21 protein-coding genes are annotated in these 21,623 nt (G+C 54.2%); 13 read left to right on the top strand and 8 right to left on the bottom strand.

What is annotated here, in order from left to right; all coding sequences use genetic code 11:
* On the top strand, positions 1-264 hold the full coding sequence (locus EU556_RS18410; protein ID WP_394346119.1) for a FeoA family protein: 264 nt from the start codon (positions 1-3) through the stop codon (positions 262-264).
* A gap of 18 nt (positions 265-282) precedes the next feature.
* Positions 283-2,457, top strand: coding sequence for a ferrous iron transport protein B (gene feoB / locus EU556_RS18405; protein WP_394346118.1), 2,175 nt, complete (start codon positions 283-285; stop codon positions 2,455-2,457).
* A gap of 107 nt (positions 2,458-2,564) precedes the next feature.
* On the opposite strand, the gene EU556_RS18400 is transcribed toward feoB, so the two are convergent.
* The 8 genes from EU556_RS18400 to EU556_RS18365 all read right to left on the bottom strand — a co-directional run bounded on the left by EU556_RS18400 (position 2,565) and on the right by EU556_RS18365 (position 10,212).
* Positions 2,565-3,269 carry an SAM-dependent methyltransferase gene (locus EU556_RS18400; RefSeq protein WP_135435609.1) on the bottom strand — a complete coding sequence of 235 codons (705 nt, stop codon included), beginning with the start codon at positions 3,267-3,269 and terminating at the stop codon, positions 2,565-2,567.
* Between the two features lie 82 nt (positions 3,270-3,351).
* The gene (locus EU556_RS18395; protein ID WP_135435608.1) at positions 3,352-4,134 is read right to left on the bottom strand and encodes an alpha/beta fold hydrolase; all 783 of its coding nucleotides are present in this window, start codon (positions 4,132-4,134) and stop codon (positions 3,352-3,354) included.
* 66 nt (positions 4,135-4,200) lie between these two features.
* Positions 4,201-6,087: a tetratricopeptide repeat-containing sensor histidine kinase gene (locus EU556_RS18390; RefSeq protein ID WP_210116328.1), complete on the bottom strand. Its 1,887-nt coding sequence runs from the start codon at positions 6,085-6,087 to the stop codon at positions 4,201-4,203.
* Between the two features lie 198 nt (positions 6,088-6,285).
* The gene (locus tag EU556_RS18385; protein ID WP_135435606.1) at positions 6,286-6,879 is read right to left on the bottom strand and encodes a hypothetical protein; all 594 of its coding nucleotides are present in this window, start codon (positions 6,877-6,879) and stop codon (positions 6,286-6,288) included.
* Positions 6,880-6,885: 6 nt separating this feature from the next.
* Positions 6,886-7,944, bottom strand: a complete 1,059-nt coding sequence (gene selD, locus EU556_RS18380) for a selenide, water dikinase SelD (RefSeq protein WP_135435605.1) — start codon at positions 7,942-7,944, stop codon at positions 6,886-6,888.
* A gap of 24 nt (positions 7,945-7,968) precedes the next feature.
* Positions 7,969-8,358 carry a VOC family protein gene (locus EU556_RS18375; RefSeq protein ID WP_135435604.1) on the bottom strand — a complete coding sequence of 130 codons (390 nt, stop codon included), beginning with the start codon at positions 8,356-8,358 and terminating at the stop codon, positions 7,969-7,971.
* Positions 8,348-9,400 carry a tRNA 2-selenouridine(34) synthase MnmH gene (gene mnmH, locus EU556_RS18370; RefSeq protein WP_135435603.1) on the bottom strand — a complete coding sequence of 351 codons (1,053 nt, stop codon included), beginning with the start codon at positions 9,398-9,400 and terminating at the stop codon, positions 8,348-8,350. Before mnmH ends, EU556_RS18375 begins: the two co-directional genes overlap by 11 nt.
* Before the next feature lie 83 nt (positions 9,401-9,483).
* Complete coding sequence (locus tag EU556_RS18365; RefSeq protein WP_135435602.1) at positions 9,484-10,212, bottom strand: pyridoxine 5'-phosphate synthase; 729 nt, start codon at positions 10,210-10,212, stop codon at positions 9,484-9,486.
* A gap of 271 nt (positions 10,213-10,483) precedes the next feature.
* On the opposite strand from EU556_RS18365, the gene EU556_RS18360 reads away from it, so the two are divergent.
* The 11 genes from EU556_RS18360 (at position 10,484) to bamA (ending at position 21,585) form a co-directional block, all read left to right on the top strand.
* Positions 10,484-10,948 (top strand): GatB/YqeY domain-containing protein, encoded by a 465-nt coding sequence (locus EU556_RS18360; protein ID WP_135435601.1) that lies wholly within the window; start codon positions 10,484-10,486, stop codon positions 10,946-10,948.
* A 101-nt stretch (positions 10,949-11,049) separates the two neighbouring features.
* Positions 11,050-11,571 carry a CvpA family protein gene (locus tag EU556_RS18355; protein WP_135435600.1) on the top strand — a complete coding sequence of 174 codons (522 nt, stop codon included), beginning with the start codon at positions 11,050-11,052 and terminating at the stop codon, positions 11,569-11,571.
* Positions 11,572-11,639: 68 nt separating this feature from the next.
* Positions 11,640-12,257: an anthranilate synthase component II gene (locus EU556_RS18350; protein WP_135435599.1), complete on the top strand. Its 618-nt coding sequence runs from the start codon at positions 11,640-11,642 to the stop codon at positions 12,255-12,257.
* Positions 12,258-12,261: 4 nt separating this feature from the next.
* The gene (locus tag EU556_RS18345) at positions 12,262-13,044 is read left to right on the top strand and encodes an alpha/beta fold hydrolase (RefSeq protein WP_135435598.1); all 783 of its coding nucleotides are present in this window, start codon (positions 12,262-12,264) and stop codon (positions 13,042-13,044) included.
* Positions 13,045-13,184: 140 nt separating this feature from the next.
* A complete protein-coding gene (locus EU556_RS18340; protein ID WP_245327792.1) occupies positions 13,185-13,892 on the top strand; it encodes a CBS domain-containing protein in 708 nt (235 codons plus the stop codon).
* 86 nt (positions 13,893-13,978) lie between these two features.
* Positions 13,979-15,382 carry a POTRA domain-containing protein gene (locus EU556_RS18335; protein WP_167855630.1) on the top strand — a complete coding sequence of 468 codons (1,404 nt, stop codon included), beginning with the start codon at positions 13,979-13,981 and terminating at the stop codon, positions 15,380-15,382.
* A 37-nt stretch (positions 15,383-15,419) separates the two neighbouring features.
* Positions 15,420-16,313, top strand: coding sequence for an NAD kinase (locus EU556_RS18330; RefSeq protein ID WP_135435596.1), 894 nt, complete (start codon positions 15,420-15,422; stop codon positions 16,311-16,313).
* A 127-nt stretch (positions 16,314-16,440) separates the two neighbouring features.
* A complete protein-coding gene (locus EU556_RS18325; RefSeq protein ID WP_135435595.1) occupies positions 16,441-17,328 on the top strand; it encodes a DUF6089 family protein in 888 nt (295 codons plus the stop codon).
* A gap of 42 nt (positions 17,329-17,370) precedes the next feature.
* Entirely contained in the window at positions 17,371-18,144 is a 774-nt protein-coding gene (gene porG, locus EU556_RS18320) for a type IX secretion system protein PorG (RefSeq protein ID WP_135435594.1), read from the top strand.
* A 165-nt stretch (positions 18,145-18,309) separates the two neighbouring features.
* Positions 18,310-19,056 (top strand): isoprenyl transferase, encoded by a 747-nt coding sequence (locus EU556_RS18315; RefSeq protein WP_135435593.1) that lies wholly within the window; start codon positions 18,310-18,312, stop codon positions 19,054-19,056.
* Between the two features lie 9 nt (positions 19,057-19,065).
* Positions 19,066-21,585: an outer membrane protein assembly factor BamA gene (gene bamA, locus EU556_RS18310; RefSeq protein ID WP_135435592.1), complete on the top strand. Its 2,520-nt coding sequence runs from the start codon at positions 19,066-19,068 to the stop codon at positions 21,583-21,585.
* Positions 21,586-21,623: the final 38 nt, after the last annotated feature.

Genomic DNA, 21,623 nt, shown 5'->3' with positions numbered 1-21,623 from the left:
GTGTCCATCCGTCCCACTACTGCTTCGCCCGCCATGCCTCGTAGCGTGAAAGATTTACGCTTAGGCGAGAGTGGGACTATCTGCTGCTTGAAAGATCCTGAAATGGCGCTCAAGCTCTTGGAAATGGGCTGCATACCCGGCACTCAGGTGCGGCTCAACAGCCGGGCCCCACTTGGCTGCCCCATTACGGTGGTAGTAGGGGAAAGTGAGGATTACACGCTGTCGTTGCGGGTGAGCGAGGCAGCAACTATTGTTTTGAAATAACCTAGGCGAATGGCAGGGGTGGAATTTGTTGCCGGTCGAGCCGGCGCGGGCGCATCGGCCGCGATACTAGAAGCCGCTGCCCCTCGGCACCCTGGTGCCCTCACCCGAATTGCGCTGATTGGCAACCCTAACTCGGGTAAGACTTCTTTATTTAATCAGCTCACTGGGCTTAATCAAAAGGTTGGCAACTTTCCGGGCGTTACCGTTGACCGTAAAACCGGCGTTAGTCAGCTGACACCGCAACTTCGGGCTGAAATTATCGACCTGCCCGGCACTTACTCGCTTTACCCAAAGAGCCTCGACGAGAAGGTAATTACCGACCTACTCTACGACCGGTCGAGCGACCAATACCCCGACTTTGTGGTGGTAACGGCCGATGCTAGTAACCTGCGTCGGAACCTGTTGCTGTTTACCCAACTAGCTGACCTAGGCCTGCCGGCAGTACTAGCGCTCAATATGATGGATGTGGCGGCCCAGCACGGCGTCAACATTGATATTGCAGCGTTGCAGCGGGAATTGGGCGTGCCCATTATCCCGATGAATGCTCGCAAAGGCATTGGTATTGCGGCCCTCAAGATTGTGATGGCGCAGATGCTAGATGCGCCCACTACGCACTTCTACGAGATTGAGGAGGAGCTGCTGCCCATGATCCGGCAGATCCGCTATTACTTCAACCTGCACAACGATTACCTGGCCCTGCACTACGCGCACCAGTACCGCCAGATAGGCTTCTTGTCGCCCGACGACCGGGCCTACATCGGGGAACTGGTGCAGGAATATGGGTTTGAGGCGACGCCCCAGCAAGCCCAGGAAACCATTGCCCGTTACGCCAGCATCAACGACATATTGCTCAACACCGTGTCGGTGACGCGCACCCAGCGCAACGAGCCATATAGCAACCGCCTCGACAAGGTATTGACTCACAAGGTGTGGGGGTACCTTATTTTCCTGGGGGTCCTGTTTTTGATGTTTCAGGCGGTGTTTGCCTGGGCCAGCTACCCCATGGACCTGATTGACCAGGGTGTAGCCTGGATCAATAGCCTCATTCAAAGCAATTTTGATGGGCCTCTCATCAACCTGCTTACGGAAGGGGTGCTCGCAGGCCTAGGCGGTGTGTTGATCTTCATTCCTCAGATTGCTTTGCTCTTCGCCTTCATTGCTGTGCTAGAGGAAACCGGCTACATGGCACGAGTTACGTTCATGATGGACCGCATCATGCGCAAATTTGGCTTGAACGGAAAAAGCGTGGTACCTCTGATTTCGGGGGTAGCCTGCGCCGTGCCAGCCATCATGAGTGCTCGCACCATTGAGAACTGGAAAGACCGGATGATTACCATCTTCGTCACGCCGTTGATGAGCTGCTCAGCCCGAATTCCGGTCTACACGGTGCTGATTGGGTTGGTGGTACCAGATCAGCCGATTTTGGGCATCTTCAACCTGCGCGGCTTTGCTCTGATGGGGCTGTATTTGCTTGGCTTTGTAGCGGCTATTTTGTCGGCTTGGGCTATGAAAGTGCTGATGAAAACCAAGGAGCGGAGTTACTTCATTATGGAGTTTCCGGTGTACCGCTGGCCGCGCTGGAAAAACGTGGGCATCACCATTGTAGAAAAAGTCAAAGCCTTCGTTTTTCAGGCCGGTAAAGTTATTCTGGCCATTTCTATTCTGCTGTGGGTGCTGGCGTCTTACGGCCCCTCAGAGGCCATGCAGCAGGCGGAAGAGCGGGCTAAGACGGAAGCAGAAGCAAAAGGCCTCACCGCGGCTGAGGTTGACTCGCACATAGCCTCGGAAAAGCTAGAAAGCTCGTACGCAGGACACTTTGGCCATCTGATTGAGCCAGCCATCCGGCCGTTGGGCTTCGACTGGAAAATCGGGATTTCGCTGCTTACGTCTTTTGCGGCCCGGGAAGTTTTTGTGGGGACAATGTCGACCATCTATAGCGTAGGCCAGGATGCTGACCAGCAGACGGTGCAGCAAAAGCTGGCCTCTGAAAAAGACGCCAACGGCCAACCTTTTTTCACTCCGGCCCGGTCCTTTTCTCTGCTCGTGTTCTACGTGTTTGCCATGCAATGCATGAGTACACTGGCTGCCACCTACCGCGAAACCAAGGGCTGGAAGTGGCCCCTGATGCAGCTGTTGTACATGACTGGCCTAGCGTATTTCTCAGCACTGCTGGTGTATCAATTAATGAAGTAAGGGGAAGTGCCAGAAGGCCAAAAACTCGCAGAGCGCGTACCACACGTAGGCCACTTCGGCTAGTGTTGGTACGCGCTCTGCGAATTTTTGATGTTATGCTGGTGGGGCTATTTGCCGATTAAGAAGACAGCTGGCTGCTTATGAATTTCTGGTAGCTTACCCTTCCAGCCAGCTACTGTGTCGGTGCGCACATACTCATTCTCGGCGGTTAAGCTTGCCGCAATACATAAGCGAGTACCGGGATGCAAAGTCGTGAGCAAGTCTTCGAGTAGCTGCATGTTGCGGTAGGGCGTCTCGATGAATAGCTGGGTTTGGTGCTGCGCCAGCGCTTGTTTCTCCAGATTCTTGAGTGCTGCTACGCGCTTGGCCCGCTCAATGGGCAAATAGCCATGGAAGGCGAAGCTTTGCCCGTTCATACCCGATGCCATCAGGGCCAGCAACAGAGAGGAGGGGCCTACCAAGGGCACTACTCGTATACCGAGCTGGTGGGCACGGCGGGCCAGCTCGGCGCCAGGGTCGGCAATGCCGGGGCAGCCCGCCTCCGAAATCACCCCCGCATCCTGACCAGTAAGCACTGGCTCGAGGGCCGCCTGAATCTGAGCCTCCGTGCTGTCCTTATCAATCACACTGATGCGTAATTCCTCAATGACGTGCTGGGGAGCGACACTTTTAATGAAGCGCCGTGCGGTGCGCGCATTCTCCACCAAGAAATAGGAGAGGGCAGCCACGTGCCGTCCTATTTGCGGTGGCAGCACTTGCGCGGCAGTATCATCGGCTAGAATGGTGGGGATGAGAAACAGCGTGCCTTTCAAAGCAGAAGAGTAAGAAGTGAAAACAGGCTAAGTACAGGCCTACGCTAGGCCTGTACTTAGCGCTAGCGCTACTGACCAGAAGTTAACCTTGCGTGGCGAAGGCATCTACCAACCCAAACACCGCATCGGGAGCTTCGGCGTGGACCCAATGGCCCGCATTCACGATAGTTTCTACTTGTGAATTAGGGAAGAGTGCGGGAATTCCGTAGAGCTTGTCCTCCGTGGAAATGTAGTCAGACTTGCCGCCGCGAATGAACAGGGCAGGCTTGAGGAAAGGCTGCTCGCTGGTAATCTCGGCGCCAATGGCCTGCATGTGCTCATTGAGGGCAGCCAGATTCTGCCGCCAAGCAAACGAGTTGTCTTCTAGTCGGTAGAGGTTTTTCAGCAAGAACTGCCGAACACTGGGCTGCGGAATATGCTGGGCAAGCGCATCCTCAGCTTGTTGCCGGGTTTCCAAAGCTGAGACGGGCACGGCATTCAGGCCAGCCAGAATATCGTCTTGGTGGGCCATGTCGGAGGCGCGAGGAGCAATATCTACCACCACCAGTCGAGCCAGCCGCTCGGGATGGTCGAGGGCGAAGCGCATGGAGGCTTTGCCGCCCATGCTGTGACCAAGCAGGGTAGTAGTAGCGGCATCAAGCTGCAGGTGGTTAAACAGGCCTAGGATGTCTTCCGACATCAACTCGTAGGAATGCTCAGGGGTGTGGAAAGAGCGGCCGTGGTTACGCAAATCGGCTACAATTACCCGGTGGCCCGCTTCTGACCAGCGCCGAGCCAGCGTCTGCCAGTTGTCAGAGTTGCCGAACAAGCCGTGGAGAATTACCAGAGGCGCGCCCTGGCCCATTTCGCGGAAGTGAAGAAGCATAGCCGAAAGTACAAGTGATGAATTCGGCAAAGGTCGGAAGATGGCGCCACATGCGCGCGGTTAGGTTCAGCGCTGGGCGTTAGGCAGCGTAACCGAAATAGTAGTGCCCTGCTGTTCGGTGCTTTCAATCTGCAGCGTGCCGCCCTGGCGTTGCGTGAAGGCCCGGCATAGCAACAGGCCTAGGCCAGTGCCCGAACGAGGACCATGAGTAGGCATGACCAGGCTGGCAGGGTCAAGTAGAGCTGCTACTTGGTTGGGAGGCATTCCTAGGCCAGTATCCGTAATGCTTAGCTGCACAAGCCCTTTGGGAAGGGCTTCAGCCTTCAGGTAAATAGTACCACCCGTGGGCGTAAACTTGAGGGCATTACTGATGAGGTTACGCAGGATGGTACGCGTCATGTGCGGATCGGCCCAGATAGCTAAGGTGGGGGCGCAGTCGACCTGAATGGTAATTTGCTTGGCTTCAGCCGACGTGCTATAGAGGCCAGCCAGCTCAGTGAGCAGGTCGAGAACGGGCAACCGCTCGGGCTGAAAAGCCAACTCACCGGTCTGGCTAACGGCCCAGTTCAACAGATTGTCAAGGAGGCTATTAAGGTTTTGGGCTGCTTGCCGCACAATGTCAGGCAGGCGGCGCAGACCTTCCTCGTCGCCGCGCTGCAGATAAAAATCAATCAACTCTGTCACCCCAGCAAAAGAGGTTACCGGGCCCCGTAAATCGTGCGCTACAATGGAATACAGGCGGTCTTTGGAGGCGGCCAACTGCCGCAGCTCCAGTGTGGCTTCTTGTAACGTAGCATTGTTTTCGGCCAGAGCCGCCCGGCTGCGCCGCAACTGCCCATACATGATGCCCATGCCGCCCAGTGCCAACAGAAGCAGGGCTACCACCGTCCAGAGCTCCCGGTTGCGGTGCTGCGCCATATAGCTGCGCTCAGTCAGAAACCGAATCTGATTTTCTTTTTCCGCTGTCTCATACCGGGCCTGTAAGGCCGTGAGCGCCTGCAGGCGGGAGAGGTTATTGATGCTATCATTCAGCGTACGGAATCGCTGTTGCCAAGTGAGGGCTTGCTGATACTCTTTGCGTTTGGTGTAAATATCAGTCAGCAGGCTGTAGGCCTCCAGTACCTGCTCGTAGTACTTGATTGGGCGGGCTAGGCCTATTGCCTGTAGCGTCAGCTCCTCAGCTTCGTGGAGGTTGCCTTGCCGGTACAGAACAGTTGCTAGTTGCTGCAAATGGCTCGCCTCAAACCGGGGCTGATGGAGTGGCTGTACCAGAGTAAGGGCCTGCCGTAACAGGCCTTCGGCCGTGCCAAGCTGATTCAACTGCAAATAATAGGAGCCCAGCTCAGCGAGGTACAACGACTCGCCGGCCACATCGTGGGTGTGACGGGCCAGTTGCAGCGCCCGGCGGGTAAACAACAAGCCATCTTGGTGCTTCTGGAGGTAGAAATACAGGTTGCCCAGGTTACCAAACAGCATTATCTGGGTGCTTACCTGCACGCCGGGTCGGTAGGCCAGGTCGAGGGCGCGGTGGTAATTAAGCAGGGCAGTAGCCGTGTCGCCGCGCTCATGGTGCACGCCTCCCATGCCCGTATAGCTCCGAACGATGCCATTAGTATCGTGCAAGCGCCGCGCTAATACCAGGGCTTGGCGTTGCAGCTGTAGCGCGTGGGGCCCGTCAGAAATGTTCGCGTACGAGCTGCTGAGCACTAGCAAGCTGCGCAACAAGCCCCGATCATCATGTAACCGACGAGCTAGGCGAACAGCTTGTTCGCCGTACGGAATGGCTTTGGTGGGGGCCGAGTCGTGCAAAACGTAACACAGTGAGGCCAGCAGTCGCACCCGGCCGGTATCGGCGGGTTGGGTGGCTACTTGTCGAAGTAACTCTACTTCGGCTTGCTCCTCATTTGTCTGTCCGAAGACGGGGAATGCAGCCAGCAGCAACCATAAAAGCACTATTCGCTGCATTAGCTTAGATAAAGCCCATAGAAAAAGCAAAGGTAAATGCCTGATTCCGAGCTTTACCGGGTATAAAACTAGTTTGATCGAATACTTATGCAGCGAACTACGCATATAGCTGCTTACCTAACGCCGATACCTGAACAGTAGTATGCGACCAACGGCTAGGAAACTCTTACAGCGCTGCGTACAGGCCTACGCAACGCAAAACCACCGCTGCTGATGCTCTAGTGGGGTGTTACGAAGAAATTCTGCCACTGGCTGAAGACGGGTAAGCAGGGAAGTGAGCGTCAGCACTTCGCCCGTGCGCAGATGAAGCTTGATGTAGTTGTAGTTACTCCAGAACATGCGCCGCGATTTACACGTCACGTGCTCGACCCGAACCAAATCGCTCTTGCCAAAAGGAATCCGGACTCGCCCTTCGTACACTTCCAGCACATTGTGCTTGGGGTCAAACACAAGGGTAGTATGGAAGTTGCGAGCATAGTATTGCGCGTGCAGTACCAGGGCCGGCATTGAAAACCCTAGTATCAATAGGGTCAGAGCCGCCAGCAATACCTGTTCGTAAGCGGGAATAGCACCCAGGTAGAAGAAGGAGGCCAGAAAAGGCAGGCCTACTCCCAAGCACAGCAGCGGCCAGAATGCCAGGGCAAATTGCCGCAGAAACGTAGGCCGGTACACACGGCTTTTGCTGGCAAAGAAGTTGGTGATAAAGCGCAAGCCTACCACCATGAGCGCAATAGCGGCCGCTGCTTCCAGCAGCGGCCGCAAAAACGGAAGTAGCTTCACAGAGGCCTAGCGCACAGAAATCCAAGGTTCACCGGCTTCATGCTCACGCAGCCGCCCGAAGGGCTCCAAGTGTAGACCATGGCGCTCAAAGATGGCTAGCACCTCATCGCGGCCGCTGGGCTCCACGCACACCAACAGCCCGCCAGAGGTCTGCGGATCGCAGAGCCACTGGCGTTGCTCATCGGTTACGTTGCCAATCTTGTGCCCGTACGAGTCCCAGTTGCGGACGGTGCCGCCGGGCACGGCCCCTTGCGCGCGGTACTCTTCGGCTGCGGCAATCAGGGGTACTTGGCTGAACTCAACCTCCGCCGTGAGGTTGCTGCCTTCGCATACTTCAGAAAGGTGGCCTAGCAGCCCAAACCCCGTAACGTCAGTCATGGCGCGCACGGCAGCTACCTGGCCTAGCTCCTGCCCAATTTTGTTGAGCTGCATCATGCTTTGGGGGGCCAATTGCTCGTGCTCGGGGCGCAAAATGCCGCGTTTTTGCGCCGTTGTGAGCATGCCCACGCCCAAGGGCTTGGTTAGGTACAGCTCACAGCCAGCTGTGGCAGTATCGTTTTGCTTGAGGTTGTTGATGTCGAGCAGGCCCGTTACGGCCAGCCCGAAAATTGGCTCGGGTGAGTCGATGCTGTGGCCGCCGGCCAGCGGAATCCCGGCTTCGGCGCATATGCTGCGGCTGCCCTCAATTACGCGGCGGGCTACCTCAGGCGCTAGCTTATCAATAGGCCAGCCCAGCACAGCAATAGCCATAACGGGCCGCCCGCCCATGGCATACACGTCGGAAATGGCGTTGGCAGAGGCAATCCGACCGAAATCGTAAGCATCATCCACAATCGGCATGAAGAAGTCGGTGGTGCTGATGATGGCCTGCCCGCCGCCGATATCGTACACGGCCGCATCGTCGCGGGAGGAGTTACCTACCAGCAGCTGCGCATCATGGGGCTGCGGAATGCTGGTGTGTAGAATCTGATCGAGGACCTTGGGCGCAATTTTACAGCCGCAGCCAGCGCCGTGGCTGTACTGGGTTAGGCGAATTTGGTCGGTAGAGTCGGGGGCAAGGGACATAGGGCAGAAAGATGTTACAGATAATTAGTATTCCCAGGCGGCATTTTGCAGCACTACGCGGTACCCATCGGGGTCTTCGTAGGTGCGGCCCAGCCGGTCCCAGTAAGGGTTGGAGGCCACTACCGGGTCGTAGCCGTGTGCCTGCATTCGCTCAACGGCCGAAAGCCACTGCGAATGCTCGGGTATGTAAAACACGAGCAGATGCTCGGGAGTGGGGAAGGAGACCAGCAGATGACCCTGCTGCACTGTGAACTCAAGGTGGTACGGCGCGTGAGGGTGGCCTAGTATTACACCATCAAATCCGTCATGATTGGTAAATGAGCTTAGCTCAGTAAGACCGAGCCCATTGCAATAAAACCGCACTAGCGGAGCCAAGTCAGAAGTGGGCCGCGCCACCCTTAGCTTAGGAACCATGTGCCACGGTTTGAAAGATGCTGGCCAAGCCAGAAGTAGCCAGTGTATGTAATACCAGCTCTGCATTCACCACCGGGTCGCAAGTAGATGAAGATACGCGGGTAATCTGGCGGCTCTCAATGCCATGGCTATACGTTTTGTCGTAGTAGTCGAGCACCAAGCTTACCATTTTCTCCATGTCGTCCTCGCCAATAGCGGCTAGGGCGTCCTTGGTCACTAGGCCACCCAAGCGCTTCCGGATCTTCAGAATAGCGGCAGCCAGCGCGGCAGGGTCTTGGCGGCCGTATTCTTCGGCCAGCTTGCGCACCCGTACCTCCCGCGGAATATCCAGCACAAGTAAGGGGGCCGTGCTCATATGCCCGAACAAGGGAGAGGGTACGTGCACACCACCAATAGTGCGGCTTTCGTCTTCCACCCAGATGGGACCTGCCTCGGGCAACCCCGCCAGTACGCCCGCCAAATCATTCTCAAACTGCTCTTGGGTAGGCTGCGCTGGCAACCCAATGTTACCAAACGCCGAGCCTTTGTGCCGGGCTAATCCTTCTAAGTCAAGTATAGGCTGGCCCTGACTGGCCAGCGCGTGCAGCACATCCGTTTTGCCAGAACCCGTAAGGCCTCCCAGAACCAGCAGTGGCCTAGGCCGCTCAAACTCTTGCAACACCCACCGGCGGTAGTCTTTGTAGCCTTTATCCAAAAGCTGCACCTGAAAACCGGCCAGCTCCAGCAGCCATAGCACAGCTCCGCTGCGCATACCCCCGCGCCAGCAATGCACCCTCACTTGCTTGTTCGGGGCCAGTTTCTTGGCCTGCCTTACCAGCTCACCCATTTTGGGGCCAAAGAAATCCAGCCCCAGCAGCACGGCCTTATCCTGGCTGATTTGCTTGTAGGTAGTGCCAATGCGGGCCCGTTCCTCGTCCGTAAACAGCGGAAAACTCACTGCCCCCGGGATATGACCGTGCTGAAACTCAATGGGAGCCCGCACATCCAGAATGGGTGCGGCGGAGGGGTTTTGCAGGAAGTCGGGTAGGGGGAGGCGGGGCATGGGAAGGGTATAACAAGGAGCAACTACCGTTAGTGCAGGTAGCGCACTGCATTAACGGCCAAACAGGGGCTCATTGTTCAATACTACTGGGCAGGGCTGCCAGTCAGTTGGCGGCGGTAAAGCTGAATAGTGTTTTCGAGGCCCAGATAGAGCGCGTCGCAAATTAGGGCGTGCCCAATGCTGACTTCGGCTAGGCCCGGCAGGTTCTGGTGCAGGTAAGCCAAGTTGTCAAGGTCGAGGTCGTGGCCGGCGTTAAGCCCCAGGCCTAGCTCTTGAGCCAGCTCAGCGGCGGCGCGGTAGCTCCGGATAGCGGCGGCGGGGTCTTGGGAATACTGGCGGGCGTAATCTTCGGTGTAAAGCTCAATGCGGTCGGTGCCGGTAGTAGCGGCAGCGCGCACCATTTCCAGGTCTGGGTCGAGGAAAATGCTCACGCGGCAGCCTAACTCTTTCAAGTCTCGCACCACGCCTTGCAAGTACTCTTGGTTCCGAATGGTATCCCAGCCGGCGTTGGAGGTAATGGCGTCGGGGGCATCGGGCACTAGCGTAACCTGCTCGGGCCGTACTTCGCGCACCAAGTCCAGGAAATCAGGAGTGGGGTTGCCCTCAATGTTAAACTCCGTCGTTACCACTGCTTTCAGGTCGCGCACATCTTGGTAACGAATGTGGCGTTCATCGGGCCGCGGGTGCACCGTAATGCCTTGGGCCCCGAACCGCTCACAGTCGCGGGCAGCTTGCAGCAAATCGGGGCGGTTGTGGCCGCGGGCGTTCCGCAGAGTGGCTATTTTATTTATGTTAACGCTGAGCTTCGTCATATCTTGGGGTGAGCTGAACGGGAGGTTAGGTGTCAAAGATACACTCTCAAACAGGCTGCCTCACTTTCCGGTTATCCGCTCTGTGCTGGCTTGCGACAACTTGCTGCGACACTGCTCTGGCTTATTTCGTACCTTAAAAGGATACGACGGGTATAGTAGGTCTGATAAACTCCTTCATCTATTCGCTGCTTCCTGACCTGCGCCAGGGTGGCCTAGCGCTGCCAGAGTCGGGAATTACCCGTAATCTTGCACCTCCATTCTTCCTTATATTATGGCTCTGAAAGAAAACATCGACGCAGATATTAAAAAGGCCATGCTGGCCAAGGATAAAGTACGGCTGACGGCCCTGCGCAGCATTAAGTCGCAGATTATGCTGGCCGAAACCGCCGAAGGGCAGCATGGCGCGGCTCTCACGCCCGACGCCGAAATCAAGCTCCTGACGAAAGCCGCCAAGCAGCGCCGCGAAGCCGCCGAAACCTACCAGAAGCAGTTCCGCTCCGACCTGGAAGAAGTAGAGTTGGCGGAGCTGGCCATTATTGAGGAGTACTTGCCGCAGCAGCTCTCCGAGGCCGATTTGGTGGAGAAGCTGGTGTCCATCATTCAGCGGGTAGGAGCCACTGGCCCCTCAGATTTGGGCAAGGTAATGGGTGTAGCCGCCCGCGAACTAGCCGGTCAAGCCGATGGCCGTGCCATTTCGCAGACCGTGAACAATCTGCTCAACAACACTAACGTATAAACGGTGAACAAGCGAGAAGAAGGGAGGAGGTAGGTGGCCTAGACCGAGCTGGTTTACCCACTTCACTTCTGCCCTCTCTTCTCGGGTTCGTCTCTGTCCGCATGTCTGCGTTCGACTTGCTGCTGTTGCTGGCGCTCGGTGTTGGTGCTGTGAAGGGCTTCCGCCGGGGGCTGGTGCTAGAGGTGGCCTCCCTGCTGGCTTTTGTGCTGGGGGTGATAGGGGGCCTAGCGCTCCTGAATGATGCCATTCCGTTGGTGCGGAACTACGTGGGCGAAGCCTTCGGGCTGCTGCCGTTGGTGTCGTTTCTGCTGGTGTTTGCCCTCATTGTGTGGGGCGTACACTTGGTGAGTACTTTCATTAAGACCGCCGTGCACCTTACACCACTTGGCTTACTAGATAATGTGGGCGGAGCCGCTTGTGGCGTGTTGAAGTGGGTGTTGGGCCTGAGTTTACTCTTGCACGGCCTAGGCCTAGCTGGGCTTAACCTGATTTCTCCGGGACTAGTGGCACAGTCGCAGGTACTGCCCGTGGTGCAACAAGCTACACCACTAGCCTTGGAAATAGTGGGCTTTGTACTGCCATTTGCCGGTACCCTGCTCGAAAAGCTACGAGCGGTGTTTTAGCCTAAGGGCCTAAACATTGAGTGCCCTGGTCAACTTACACCGTACAAAACCAGCCCGCCCAGAAGTGTATGCGTCTGTTGCTGCTCGATAACTTCGATTCTTTTACCTACAACCTGCTAGATTACTTCCGGCAGCTTGGGTGCGAAGTAATTGTTCGGCGCAACGATGTGCCGCTAGCATCACTGGAGGAACTGACTTTTGATGGCATCGTGCTTTCGCCAGGGCCTGGTACGCCAGAGCAGGCCGGTATTCTGATGCCCGTTATTGCGGCGTGGCACCAGCGCGTGCCAATGCTGGGCGTGTGTTTGGGGCATCAGGCACTCGGGGAGTTCTTCGGGGCTGAGCTGGTGCGGGGCGCTAGGCCTATGCACGGCAAAGTGTCCGAAATTGAGTGGGCCCACCCTGATGCGCTTTGGCAAGGTCTACCTCGGCGCATGCCCGTAACGCGCTACCACTCCCTGATACTACAGCACCTGCCCGCCGCGTTTGACGTCCTGGCACGCACCGCCGACGTACACGAGGAAATCATGGCTTTTCGCCATCGGTACTTACCCTTGTGCGGGGTGCAGTTTCACCCCGAGGCCTTACTCACCCCCCACGGCCTAGCTTTGCTCGGCAATTGGGTCAAGAGTTGTATCATTGCACAGACCGGGTCGGCCTCTGTTCCCCCCAACGGCCACCCCTGACCAGATGGAATTGCAGATAAAACAAAAGAACGAATTTCAGTACGTGGAGGAAGGCACTGGTGAAGTGCTTCTGCTCCTGCATGGGCTGTTTGGCGCGCTAAGCAACTGGCAAGACGTGGTAACTGAGTTTAGCTCTGATTACCGGGTAATTATTCCGCTGCTCCCCATCTATGATATGCCGCTCACCAAAGCCGGCGTACCAGGACTGGTGCAGTTTGTGGAAGATTTTTTGGCTGAAATAGGCCTATCAGAACCTTGCACGGTGCTGGGCAACTCCCTGGGCGGCCACATTGCGCTGGTGTATGCCCTGCGCAATCAGGCCCGCGTAAGTCGGCTGGTGCTCACCGGAAGCAGCGGGTTGTTTGAAGATGGCATGGGCGGCTCTTTTCCTAAGCGAGGCAACTACAGCTACGTGCAGGAGCGAGTGGCCTACACCTTCTACGACCCCGCCGTAGCTACCCGGGAGCTGGTAGATGAGGTATTTAACGTTACGAATTCCAATGCTAAGTGCTTGCGTATTATCAGTATTGCGCGTTCAGCTCAGCGGCATAACCTGGCCAAGGATCTGCATAAAATTCATGTACCCACATTGCTTGTGTGGGGGCTAAACGATACCATCACGCCGCCGGTGGTAGCCCATGAGTTCAGCCGCCTGTTGCCTAGTGCTGAGCTGCGCTTTCTTGACCATTGTGGGCACGCACCCATGATGGAGCGCCCCCAGGAATTCAACCAATTGCTGCGGCAGTTCTTGGTTAAAAACCAGACCTCAGTAAAAGTCGTTGATTAGGAAAGTCAGGTAGGCCAGTGCCAGATCTTGGGCGACTCATGCAACGCATCAGCCGCTTACGTTACTCTTCTAGTTGGCTTGGTCTATTTTTCTCTTCTCAGTAACTTCCTAACGCGTTGTAGGCAGATACTACTTGGTTCTTGTTTTCCGTTCTCTTCCCGCCTGCCCCGATGCACTCCATGATTGCCGAAGACTTGCTTAACCAGATGATTCCGCCACTCAAGCTGACGGACTCGACGGAAAAGGCTGCCCGCTGGTTGGAAGAATTCCACGTAAGCCAACTGCCCGTACTGGAAAACCGCCAGTTTCGGGGCCTTATTACCGAAGCTGACCTAATTGACCAAGACAGGCCTGACCAGCTGCTGTCTGATGTGCCTTTCGGCTACTCGGAGGTGCACGTGCAGCGCGACCAGCATTTTTACTCCATCATAGAGGTGGCCGTTCAAAATCGTGTACAGCTAGTGCCGGTGCTGGATGATCAGCAGGAGTATTTAGGGGTGGTTACTGTAAGTGACTCCTTGGCGGCTTTTGGTAAAGTGCCCGTGGCTACCGGACAGCAAGGAATCTTGGTGTTGGCCATGGAAGAGCGAGATTACTCGCTCAGCCAAATCAGCCGCTACGTAGAGGAAAACAACGCCAAGATTATGAGCGCCCACGTCGCTCAGGACGAGCACGATCAATATAAGATCCGCCTGACTCTGAAGCTCAATACGCCTAATCTGACCCGAATCATCGCCACATTAGAACGATTTGGCTACTCCATCACGGCTCAGTTTAGTGGTACTGCTGAAGTTAGCGAAGACGAGCAGGAACGCTTCGATGCCTTGCTTAAGTATCTGAGCCTCTAATGCCCGAAGAGCCTCCGTCAGCCTACTCCTTCTTCAGGGTGAGAAGACTGTTGTGCTTACTTATTTTCTGGCTGGGAAGCGTTGGCATGGTTAGCGCCCGTAGTGGCCTACCACCCGACTCATTACGTCGCACCGCGTTAGATAGCCTGCTTCGCGTACAGTGCCCAGAGTATACCACTGTGCGCATTGGCAGCATTCTGTTTGTTGGCAATGCTGTAACCAAGGAGCGGGTATTACGGGCTGAGCTTGATTTTCAGGAAGGCGATACGCTCACTACTGTTGCGCTAGCCCGCCGGCTAGAACTTAACCGCCGTCGGTTGTTCAACCTGCAGCTTTTTCATCAGGTGCTGGTCCAGGCCGTATGCCGGGAGGGCACGCTTACAGTGCTATTCAGCATGCAGGAGCGGTGGTATACATTCCCCATACCCATCTTTTCCCTCGCCGACCGCAACTTCCGCTCTTGGCTCGACCGCTCCGACCGGTGGAGCCGGTTAGACTACGGCGTGCATATTGTTCGGCGCAACTTTCGGGGCCGGAATGAGCAGGTTCTTGCTAACATACAGCTGGGCTTCAACCGCAAGTATGAGCTCTTTTATGAGGCTCCCGGCTATGGCAAGCGCAGACGTATTGGGGTTGGAGGAGGTATATCGTACTATCAAAGCCACGCCCTTGATTATATCACGCTCCGCGACCGGCTCGTCAACTTTCGGCAGGAAGATGGATTCCCAATTGAGCGCCAATATGCCACAGCAGGTATTCGCTGGCGCCGTACCGTACAGCATCGTACCGCGCTAGACGTATCCTACCACCGGGAAAGGGTATCAGATTCCCTCTATGACCGAAATCCTAGCTATTACTTAGGCGGGCCACGGCGCCAGTACATTGAAATCAGCCTTGTGAGCACGCTCAACCAGCGCAACACATTTGCCTATCCGCTGACCGGGCAGTTTGCGGAAGTGGGAGTGGCCTACCGAGGTTTCTTGACGGCCGGCAGTCCACCCATCACTACGCTGTGGGGGCGGTACGCCAAATACGTAGCGCTTGGTGGGCCATTTTATTATAGCGTAGGGGTACAGGGGAGAGCCCGCTTAGCACGACAAGTGGCCTACGCGGATAACCGCGCCTTTGGGTATGAAGTATTAGTGCGTGGTTATGACGCCTACGTAATTGAGGGGCGCCAGTATGGCTTAATACAACAGGGCGTAACCTACCGGTTGTTCGATGCGGGGCGAGTAAAGCTACGTGGGATCAACAATGCCAAAATCAATTCCATCCCGTTGGTGGTGTATTTAAATACCTTTGTTGACGTAGGGTACGTCCGGAATCCGTCCGTAGCCTCTGTCACAAACCGGCTAGCCAACCGTACTCTGGCTTCTAGTGGCCTAGGGGTGCATGTAGCCACGTATTACGACTGGGTATTTACGCTGGAGTACACCCGCACTATACAAGGCCAAGGCGGCTTCTTCTTTCGTACCCAGTTTCCGATATAACTCAACTCTCGTGGTGTAGGTGAGTTAACTTTCTGTTATGAAAATAGCCATTCTTGGTAAGCCGTTCGATGATTCTCTGGCTCCGTTTCTGCAAGCTCTGTTAGAAGACTTAGTGCGGCGGCAATCGGAGGTCATAATTGTTGAAGCGTTCTACACTTACCTAAGCCAGCATGTGCAAATACCGGCGGGCATTACCACTTTCCGTCGGGGTGACTCATTGCACGGAGTCCGCTTTGTGCTAAGTATTGGCGGCGACGGCACTCTGCTCGATACCGTTACTTACGTCGGGAGTCTCCAAATTCCCATACTGGGTATCAATACCGGGCGGCTAGGCTTTCTGGCTACTGTTGCGCCGGAAAATATCCCACAGGCTATTGACTCCTTGTTTAAAGGGCATTTTGTCTTAGAAGATCGCAGTCTCATTAGGGTTGATACTGATCCGGAAGCTTTTGGTGCTATCAATTTTGGGCTCAACGAGTTCAGTATCCTGAAGCGCGACACCTCGTCCATGATCGTTGTGCACACGTATATCGACGGCGAGTATCTTAATTCATACTGGGCCGATGGACTAATCGTGTCTACACCTACCGGCTCAACGGGCTATTCTTTGAGTTGCGGAGGGCCGGTAATGCTGCCGCAAACGAACAATTTTATCATTGCTCCCGTATGCCCCCACAATCTGAACGTCCGGCCTCTCATTGTGTCTGACCGTAGCGTAATATCCTTCGAAATCGAAGGTCGGAGCAACAACTTTTTGCTCTCACTTGATTCACGCTCCGTCACGGTAGAAGCCAATGTGCAGATTGCAGTACGCCGGGAGAATTTTAATGCCCGATTGGTGAAGCTCAACCATGTCAACTTCCTGAGTACCTTACGTAGTAAGCTAAATTGGGGGCTAGACCGCCGAAATCCGGCGGGTATCCCGGTTTAATAATATAGTTTTTCATCTTAATATTTTTTTAGTTCCCTTCAACCTCTACTTTTGTCACTGACTGCGACCGTGTCCAATTGACAACTTGCTTTCAGCTACCTCAGAATATTTCTAACTCTCGCTCAATATGAAGCAATTCTTCACACACACTTTGGCCCTGTTACTGGTCTTGGCACTGGTAGCTACGGATGCGAGTGCGCAGCAATTCAGTAAGCGGAAGCAGTACAACTCCGTTGGAGTTAGCCTTAACGCTATGAACTACTTCGGCGACATTACGCCGAAGCCCAGCATTCCTAGCTTCCGTGCGGGTGCTACTCGTCCTAACCTAGGCCTATCGTTCACTCGCCGTTTTGCTCCCCGTATTTCGGTGCGCGCTGCACTGGCCTATGGCCGTATCACTGGTGACGACTCTAAAGCTGCTGATCAGAACGACTCGGATGCAAAATTTCGTTTTAACCGGAATATGAACTTCCGCAACGACATCTTGGAACTGTCGGCAGTTGGTATCTTCGACCTGATTGAGAATCGGAACAACTATTTGAAGCGCCCTGACTTCGTTCCGTACCTATTTGGTGGTGTGGGTGTTATTCACCACAATCCTAAAGGACTTAATGAAGCAGGCAATTATGTAGCTCTTCAGCCGTTAAAGACAGAAGGGCAGGCTAGCGGGTACAGCCTAACTCAAATCGTAATTCCTTTCGGTGCTGGAGCGCGGTATAAGCTCAACAGAAGCTTTGATATCGGTCTCGAACTGGGTTTCCGCAAGACATTCACTGATTACCTCGATGATGTAAGCGGCAACTACACGGATCCTTCAAAACTTGGTTCGGCAGATGCTCTCTACTTCGGTAGCACTATCACGAAGGGCACCGCCCAAGTACCAGGCACGTATGATGAGTTCCAGCAAGTTGGCCAGATGCGCGGTAAGAGCAACGAGAAGGACTGGTACACTACTTTGGGTGTATCAGTAAACTATATCTTGGCTCCGAAAGTAAAAAGCCCCAAATTCCGATAGCCAGCAGATACTGGCTGTCCTACTCAACCAACAGCCAGTCTAATGACGCAATCGACTCCTTTCAAAACACTCCTTGTTTGCCTAGCGCAAGCAGGGAGTGTTTTTTTTGTTCAATCAGCTCAAGCACAAAATACCAGTGAAGTAGGTATAGGTATCGGCGGACTCAGCTATAAGGGAGAACTGGCTCCCAAATACCAGTTCCAAAACAATCGGCCGGCCTTCACCGCGTTTTACCGCAAGGATATTTCGGCGCCCGTTACACTGCGAGGGGCTTTTACCGGCGGCTTGTTGCGCGCAGCCGATGAAACAGTCAAAGGGGTAAATGACAATACAGCCCCCCTAGCCGCGTATCGAAATGCTAACTTGAAGGGTAGTCTATGGGAGCTTTCGGGGGCGCTAGAGTATAACTTCTTTGACTTTCATAATCGGAAAGACAAAGTACATTTTACTCCCTACGTGTTTGTAGGAATTGCGGGCTTTTATGCAAACACACGAGTAATAGGCCGCGGCATCACCAATAGTGAGTACAATAGCTTGGTAGGAATAGCTATACCTGCTGGCCTAGGCTTTAAGTATGCACTGTCCCGGCATTGGAACCTTGGGCTAGAGGCCGGAGCTCGTAAAGCATTCACGGACGACATCGACCGGTATAATGGCAAAGACTTGCCTGCAGCCAGTACAGATGTGCGGGTTCTTGGCAACCCGAACGACAAAGACTGGTACTTCTACAATGGTGTGACCGTCTCCTATACTTTCTATAAAATACGGTGCCCAGAGGGTACGCTAGACATCCAGAAGAACAAGAAGAATAAATAGGCCTCGTAAGAAGCGCATAAACTAAAGCCCCTGACATGCAGCAATCAATGCTGAAGTGTCAGGGGCTTTAGTGCAATGTGATAGATACAGTTAACGTTTATAGGAAGGGCCCAAGCTTATGCAACCATTTGCGTACCTTGCAGCCTCTTTACGCAAAAAGTAACAATGGCCTCTCGGTCCGAGATTAACTCCCAGAATATTCCCGTGCACGTTGCCGTCATCATGGATGGCAATGGTCGTTGGGCCAAGCAGAAAGGTGGTCTCCGTATTTTCGGCCACCAGAGCGCTATTAAGGCAGTACGTGAAACCGTAGAATCTGCGGCTGAAATAGGTGTGCAGTACCTTACCCTCTATGCGTTTTCTACGGAAAACTGGGCTCGTCCGGCCCATGAGGTTATGGCCCTGATGCAGTTGCTGGTGCATACCATTCGCCAGGAAACTGCTACGCTACTAAAGAATAATATTCGGCTGCAAGCCATTGGGCAGATTGACAGCTTGCCTGATTCCTGCCAGCGCGAACTAGCAGAAGCAATTGAATTAACTAAGGCAGGCAACCAAATGACCTTGGTACTGGCTCTTAGCTACAGTGGGCGCTGGGATCTTACCCAGGCCGCGCAGAAGCTAGCTGCCGATGTGGCAGCCGGTAGGGTAGAGGCCTCTGGTATTACGGAGCAAACCATAGCAGGTTACCTCTCTACCTCTGGCATTCCCGATCCGGAGTTGCTTATCCGTACGAGCGGTGAGCAGCGCATTAGTAACTTTTTGCTGTGGCAACTGGCCTACACCGAATTATACATCACGGATTTGCTGTGGCCTGACTTCCGGCGTGAGCACTTCTACGACGCTCTACTGGCGTATCAGCAGCGCGAGCGACGCTTCGGCAAAACCAGTGAGCAGCTAACCGTTTCGTAATAGCAGAAAATGAGTTCTTCGTACCATAAGATTTTTCGGGCCTTAGCTATAACCCTCTCCTTAGGAGTAGCTGCCAGTGAAGCTGCCTTGGCGCAGACTACACCTGGGGCAGCGGCTGAAGGAGATGCTAAGCGCTATACGTTGGGCGGAATTACAATTAGTGGAGCACGTTACCTCGATGCAAACACACTTATTGGTTTAACTGGGCTTAAGATCGGCGACCCAATTACAATTCCTGGCGAAGAGGTAGGAAAAGCTATTCGTAAGCTGTGGGACCAAGGCATTCTGGGCGACGTAAGTGTGAGCATCGACCACATTGAAGGGCAACGGGTATTCCTTGATTTCAATCTGAAAGAACGGCCACGCCTGTCGAAGTTTGAATTCACTGGCATTGGTAAAAGCCAAGCAGACGAGCTAAAGAATAAGATCAAGCTTATTCGGGGTAAGGTGGTAACGGATGCTCTGCTTAGCAACACCAAGTCGCAGGTGCGTAAGTTCTACACGAACAAAGGCTTCCTGGACGCGAAGGTGAATATTGTGCAGGTGCCCGATTCATCGTTGTCTAATAGCGTACTCCTCAACATCAACGTAGATAAGGGAGCGAAGGTCCGCATTCATGATATTGTGTTTGAAGGCAATGAGGCTTTCAAAGACGGTACGCTGAAAGGAAAATTCAAAAAGACTAAAGAGAAGAAGTTTCCGAAGTTTTTTAACTCAGGCAAATTCCAGCGTACGGAGTTTGAAGAGGATAAGAAGAAGCTTATTGACTTCTACAATGCGCAGGGCTACCGTGATGCTGTCGTAGTATCCGACTCTTTGGCGCGTGACGATAAGGGCCTTACTTTGACGGTACGGGTAGATGAAGGGCCGAAGTATTATTTCCGCCACATCACCTGGAACGGTAACTACCTCTACGATGACAAAACGCTGGCCTCGGTGCTTGCCATCAAAGAAGGCAGCGTATACAGTAAGGAGACGCTGGATAAGCGGTTGAACTACAACCCTACGGGTCAGGACGTAACGTCGCTCTACATGAATGATGGTTACTTGTTCTTCCAGATCGAGCCTGTAGAAACCAAGGTAGAAGGCGACTCAATTGATATTGAGATGCGCATCACTGAGGGGGTGCAGGCTCGGATCAAAGAGATTAACATTGCCGGCAATACCAAAACGTCTGACCACGTAGTGCGTCGGGCGCTGTATACGCTGCCTGGCGACAAGTTTAGCCGGGAGCAACTGATTCGCTCTCAGCGTGAAATTGCTACTCTCGGCTATTTTGACCCGGAGAAGATTGGTATGAACCCCGTACCAAACCAGGCCGACGGTACGGTAGATATCAATTACACGGTTGAGGAAAAGCCTTCCGATCAGATTACCCTTTCGGGCGGTTGGGGTGGCTACGCTGGATTTATTGGCACCGTAGGCTTGGTGTTTAATAACTTCTCTCTCCGTAAAGCCAGCAGCCTGCGTAACTGGACACCAGTACCGGCCGGTGATGGGCAACGGTTGGCACTTAACGTGCAAGCCAACGGTCTGCAGTACCAAGCATATTCATTCTCTTTCACGGAGCCTTGGTTGGGTGGCCGCAAGCCAAACTCATTCTCCTTCAGCCTGAACAAAAGCATTCAGCGTCTGGGTACCAACTTTGACCCCAAGACGGGTAGCTCCATCAAGGTGAACAGTGCTTCAGTAAGTCTGGGGCGGCGCTTGCGCTGGCCAGATGACTACTTTACGCTCAGCAACTCGCTGTCGTTCAGTCAGTACAAGCTGCAGAACTACACCTACTTCGAGAATTTCAACAACGGTAACGCGAATAACTTCACGTTCAATACCACGCTGGCGCGCAATAGCATTGACAACCCCACCTTTACTCGTCGGGGCTCAACGCTTTCCTTGAGCGTGAACCTAACGCCGCCATATTCCATTTTTAAGGGTTCTCACCCAAGCGTAAACGAATGGGTTGAATTCCATAAGTGGATGTTCGATGCCTCATGGTTCTCGCCGTTGGTTGGCAAACTGGTGCTGAATACACGGGCGCATTTCGGTTTCATCGGCAGCTACAACAGCAGCCGTCAGATTGGTCCATTCGAGCGCTTTAAGTTGGGCGGTTCTGGCCTAGGATATGGCGGAGCTTCCAACTTCTTGGTAGGTACCGAATACGTCGGCTTGCGTGGTTATGATGATCCTAACGGTACTGAGTCATTGCCCGCCTCGCGGCAGACCTCGAATGGTGGCGTAGTGTACAATAAGTACGTGCTGGAAATGCGTTATCCTGTGAGCTTGAACCCTGCTGCAACGGTCTATGTTCTAGGCTTTGCGGAGGCAGGCAACTCATTTGAGAAGTACACCGACTACAATCCTTACAAGTTGTACCGTTCAGCTGGCCTAGGAGCTCGTATCTTCATGTCGGCATTTGGTTTGCTTGGCTTTGACTACGGCTGGGGCTTCGATAATGTACCCGTCTACTCCTCTGGTCAGAAGCAGACATCAGGGCGCTTTCACTTCATCATCGGTCAGCAGATTCGCTAAGCCCGGCGAAACAGCAGCTGGCTCTCTATCCTTCATTT

The sequence above is a fragment of the Hymenobacter fodinae genome (assembly GCF_004745825.1).
GTDB classification, from domain to species: Bacteria; Bacteroidota; Bacteroidia; order Cytophagales; family Hymenobacteraceae; genus Hymenobacter; species Hymenobacter fodinae.
Note: the sequence above shows the minus strand (reverse complement) of the source record. Positions and strands in the feature narration are given on the sequence as shown.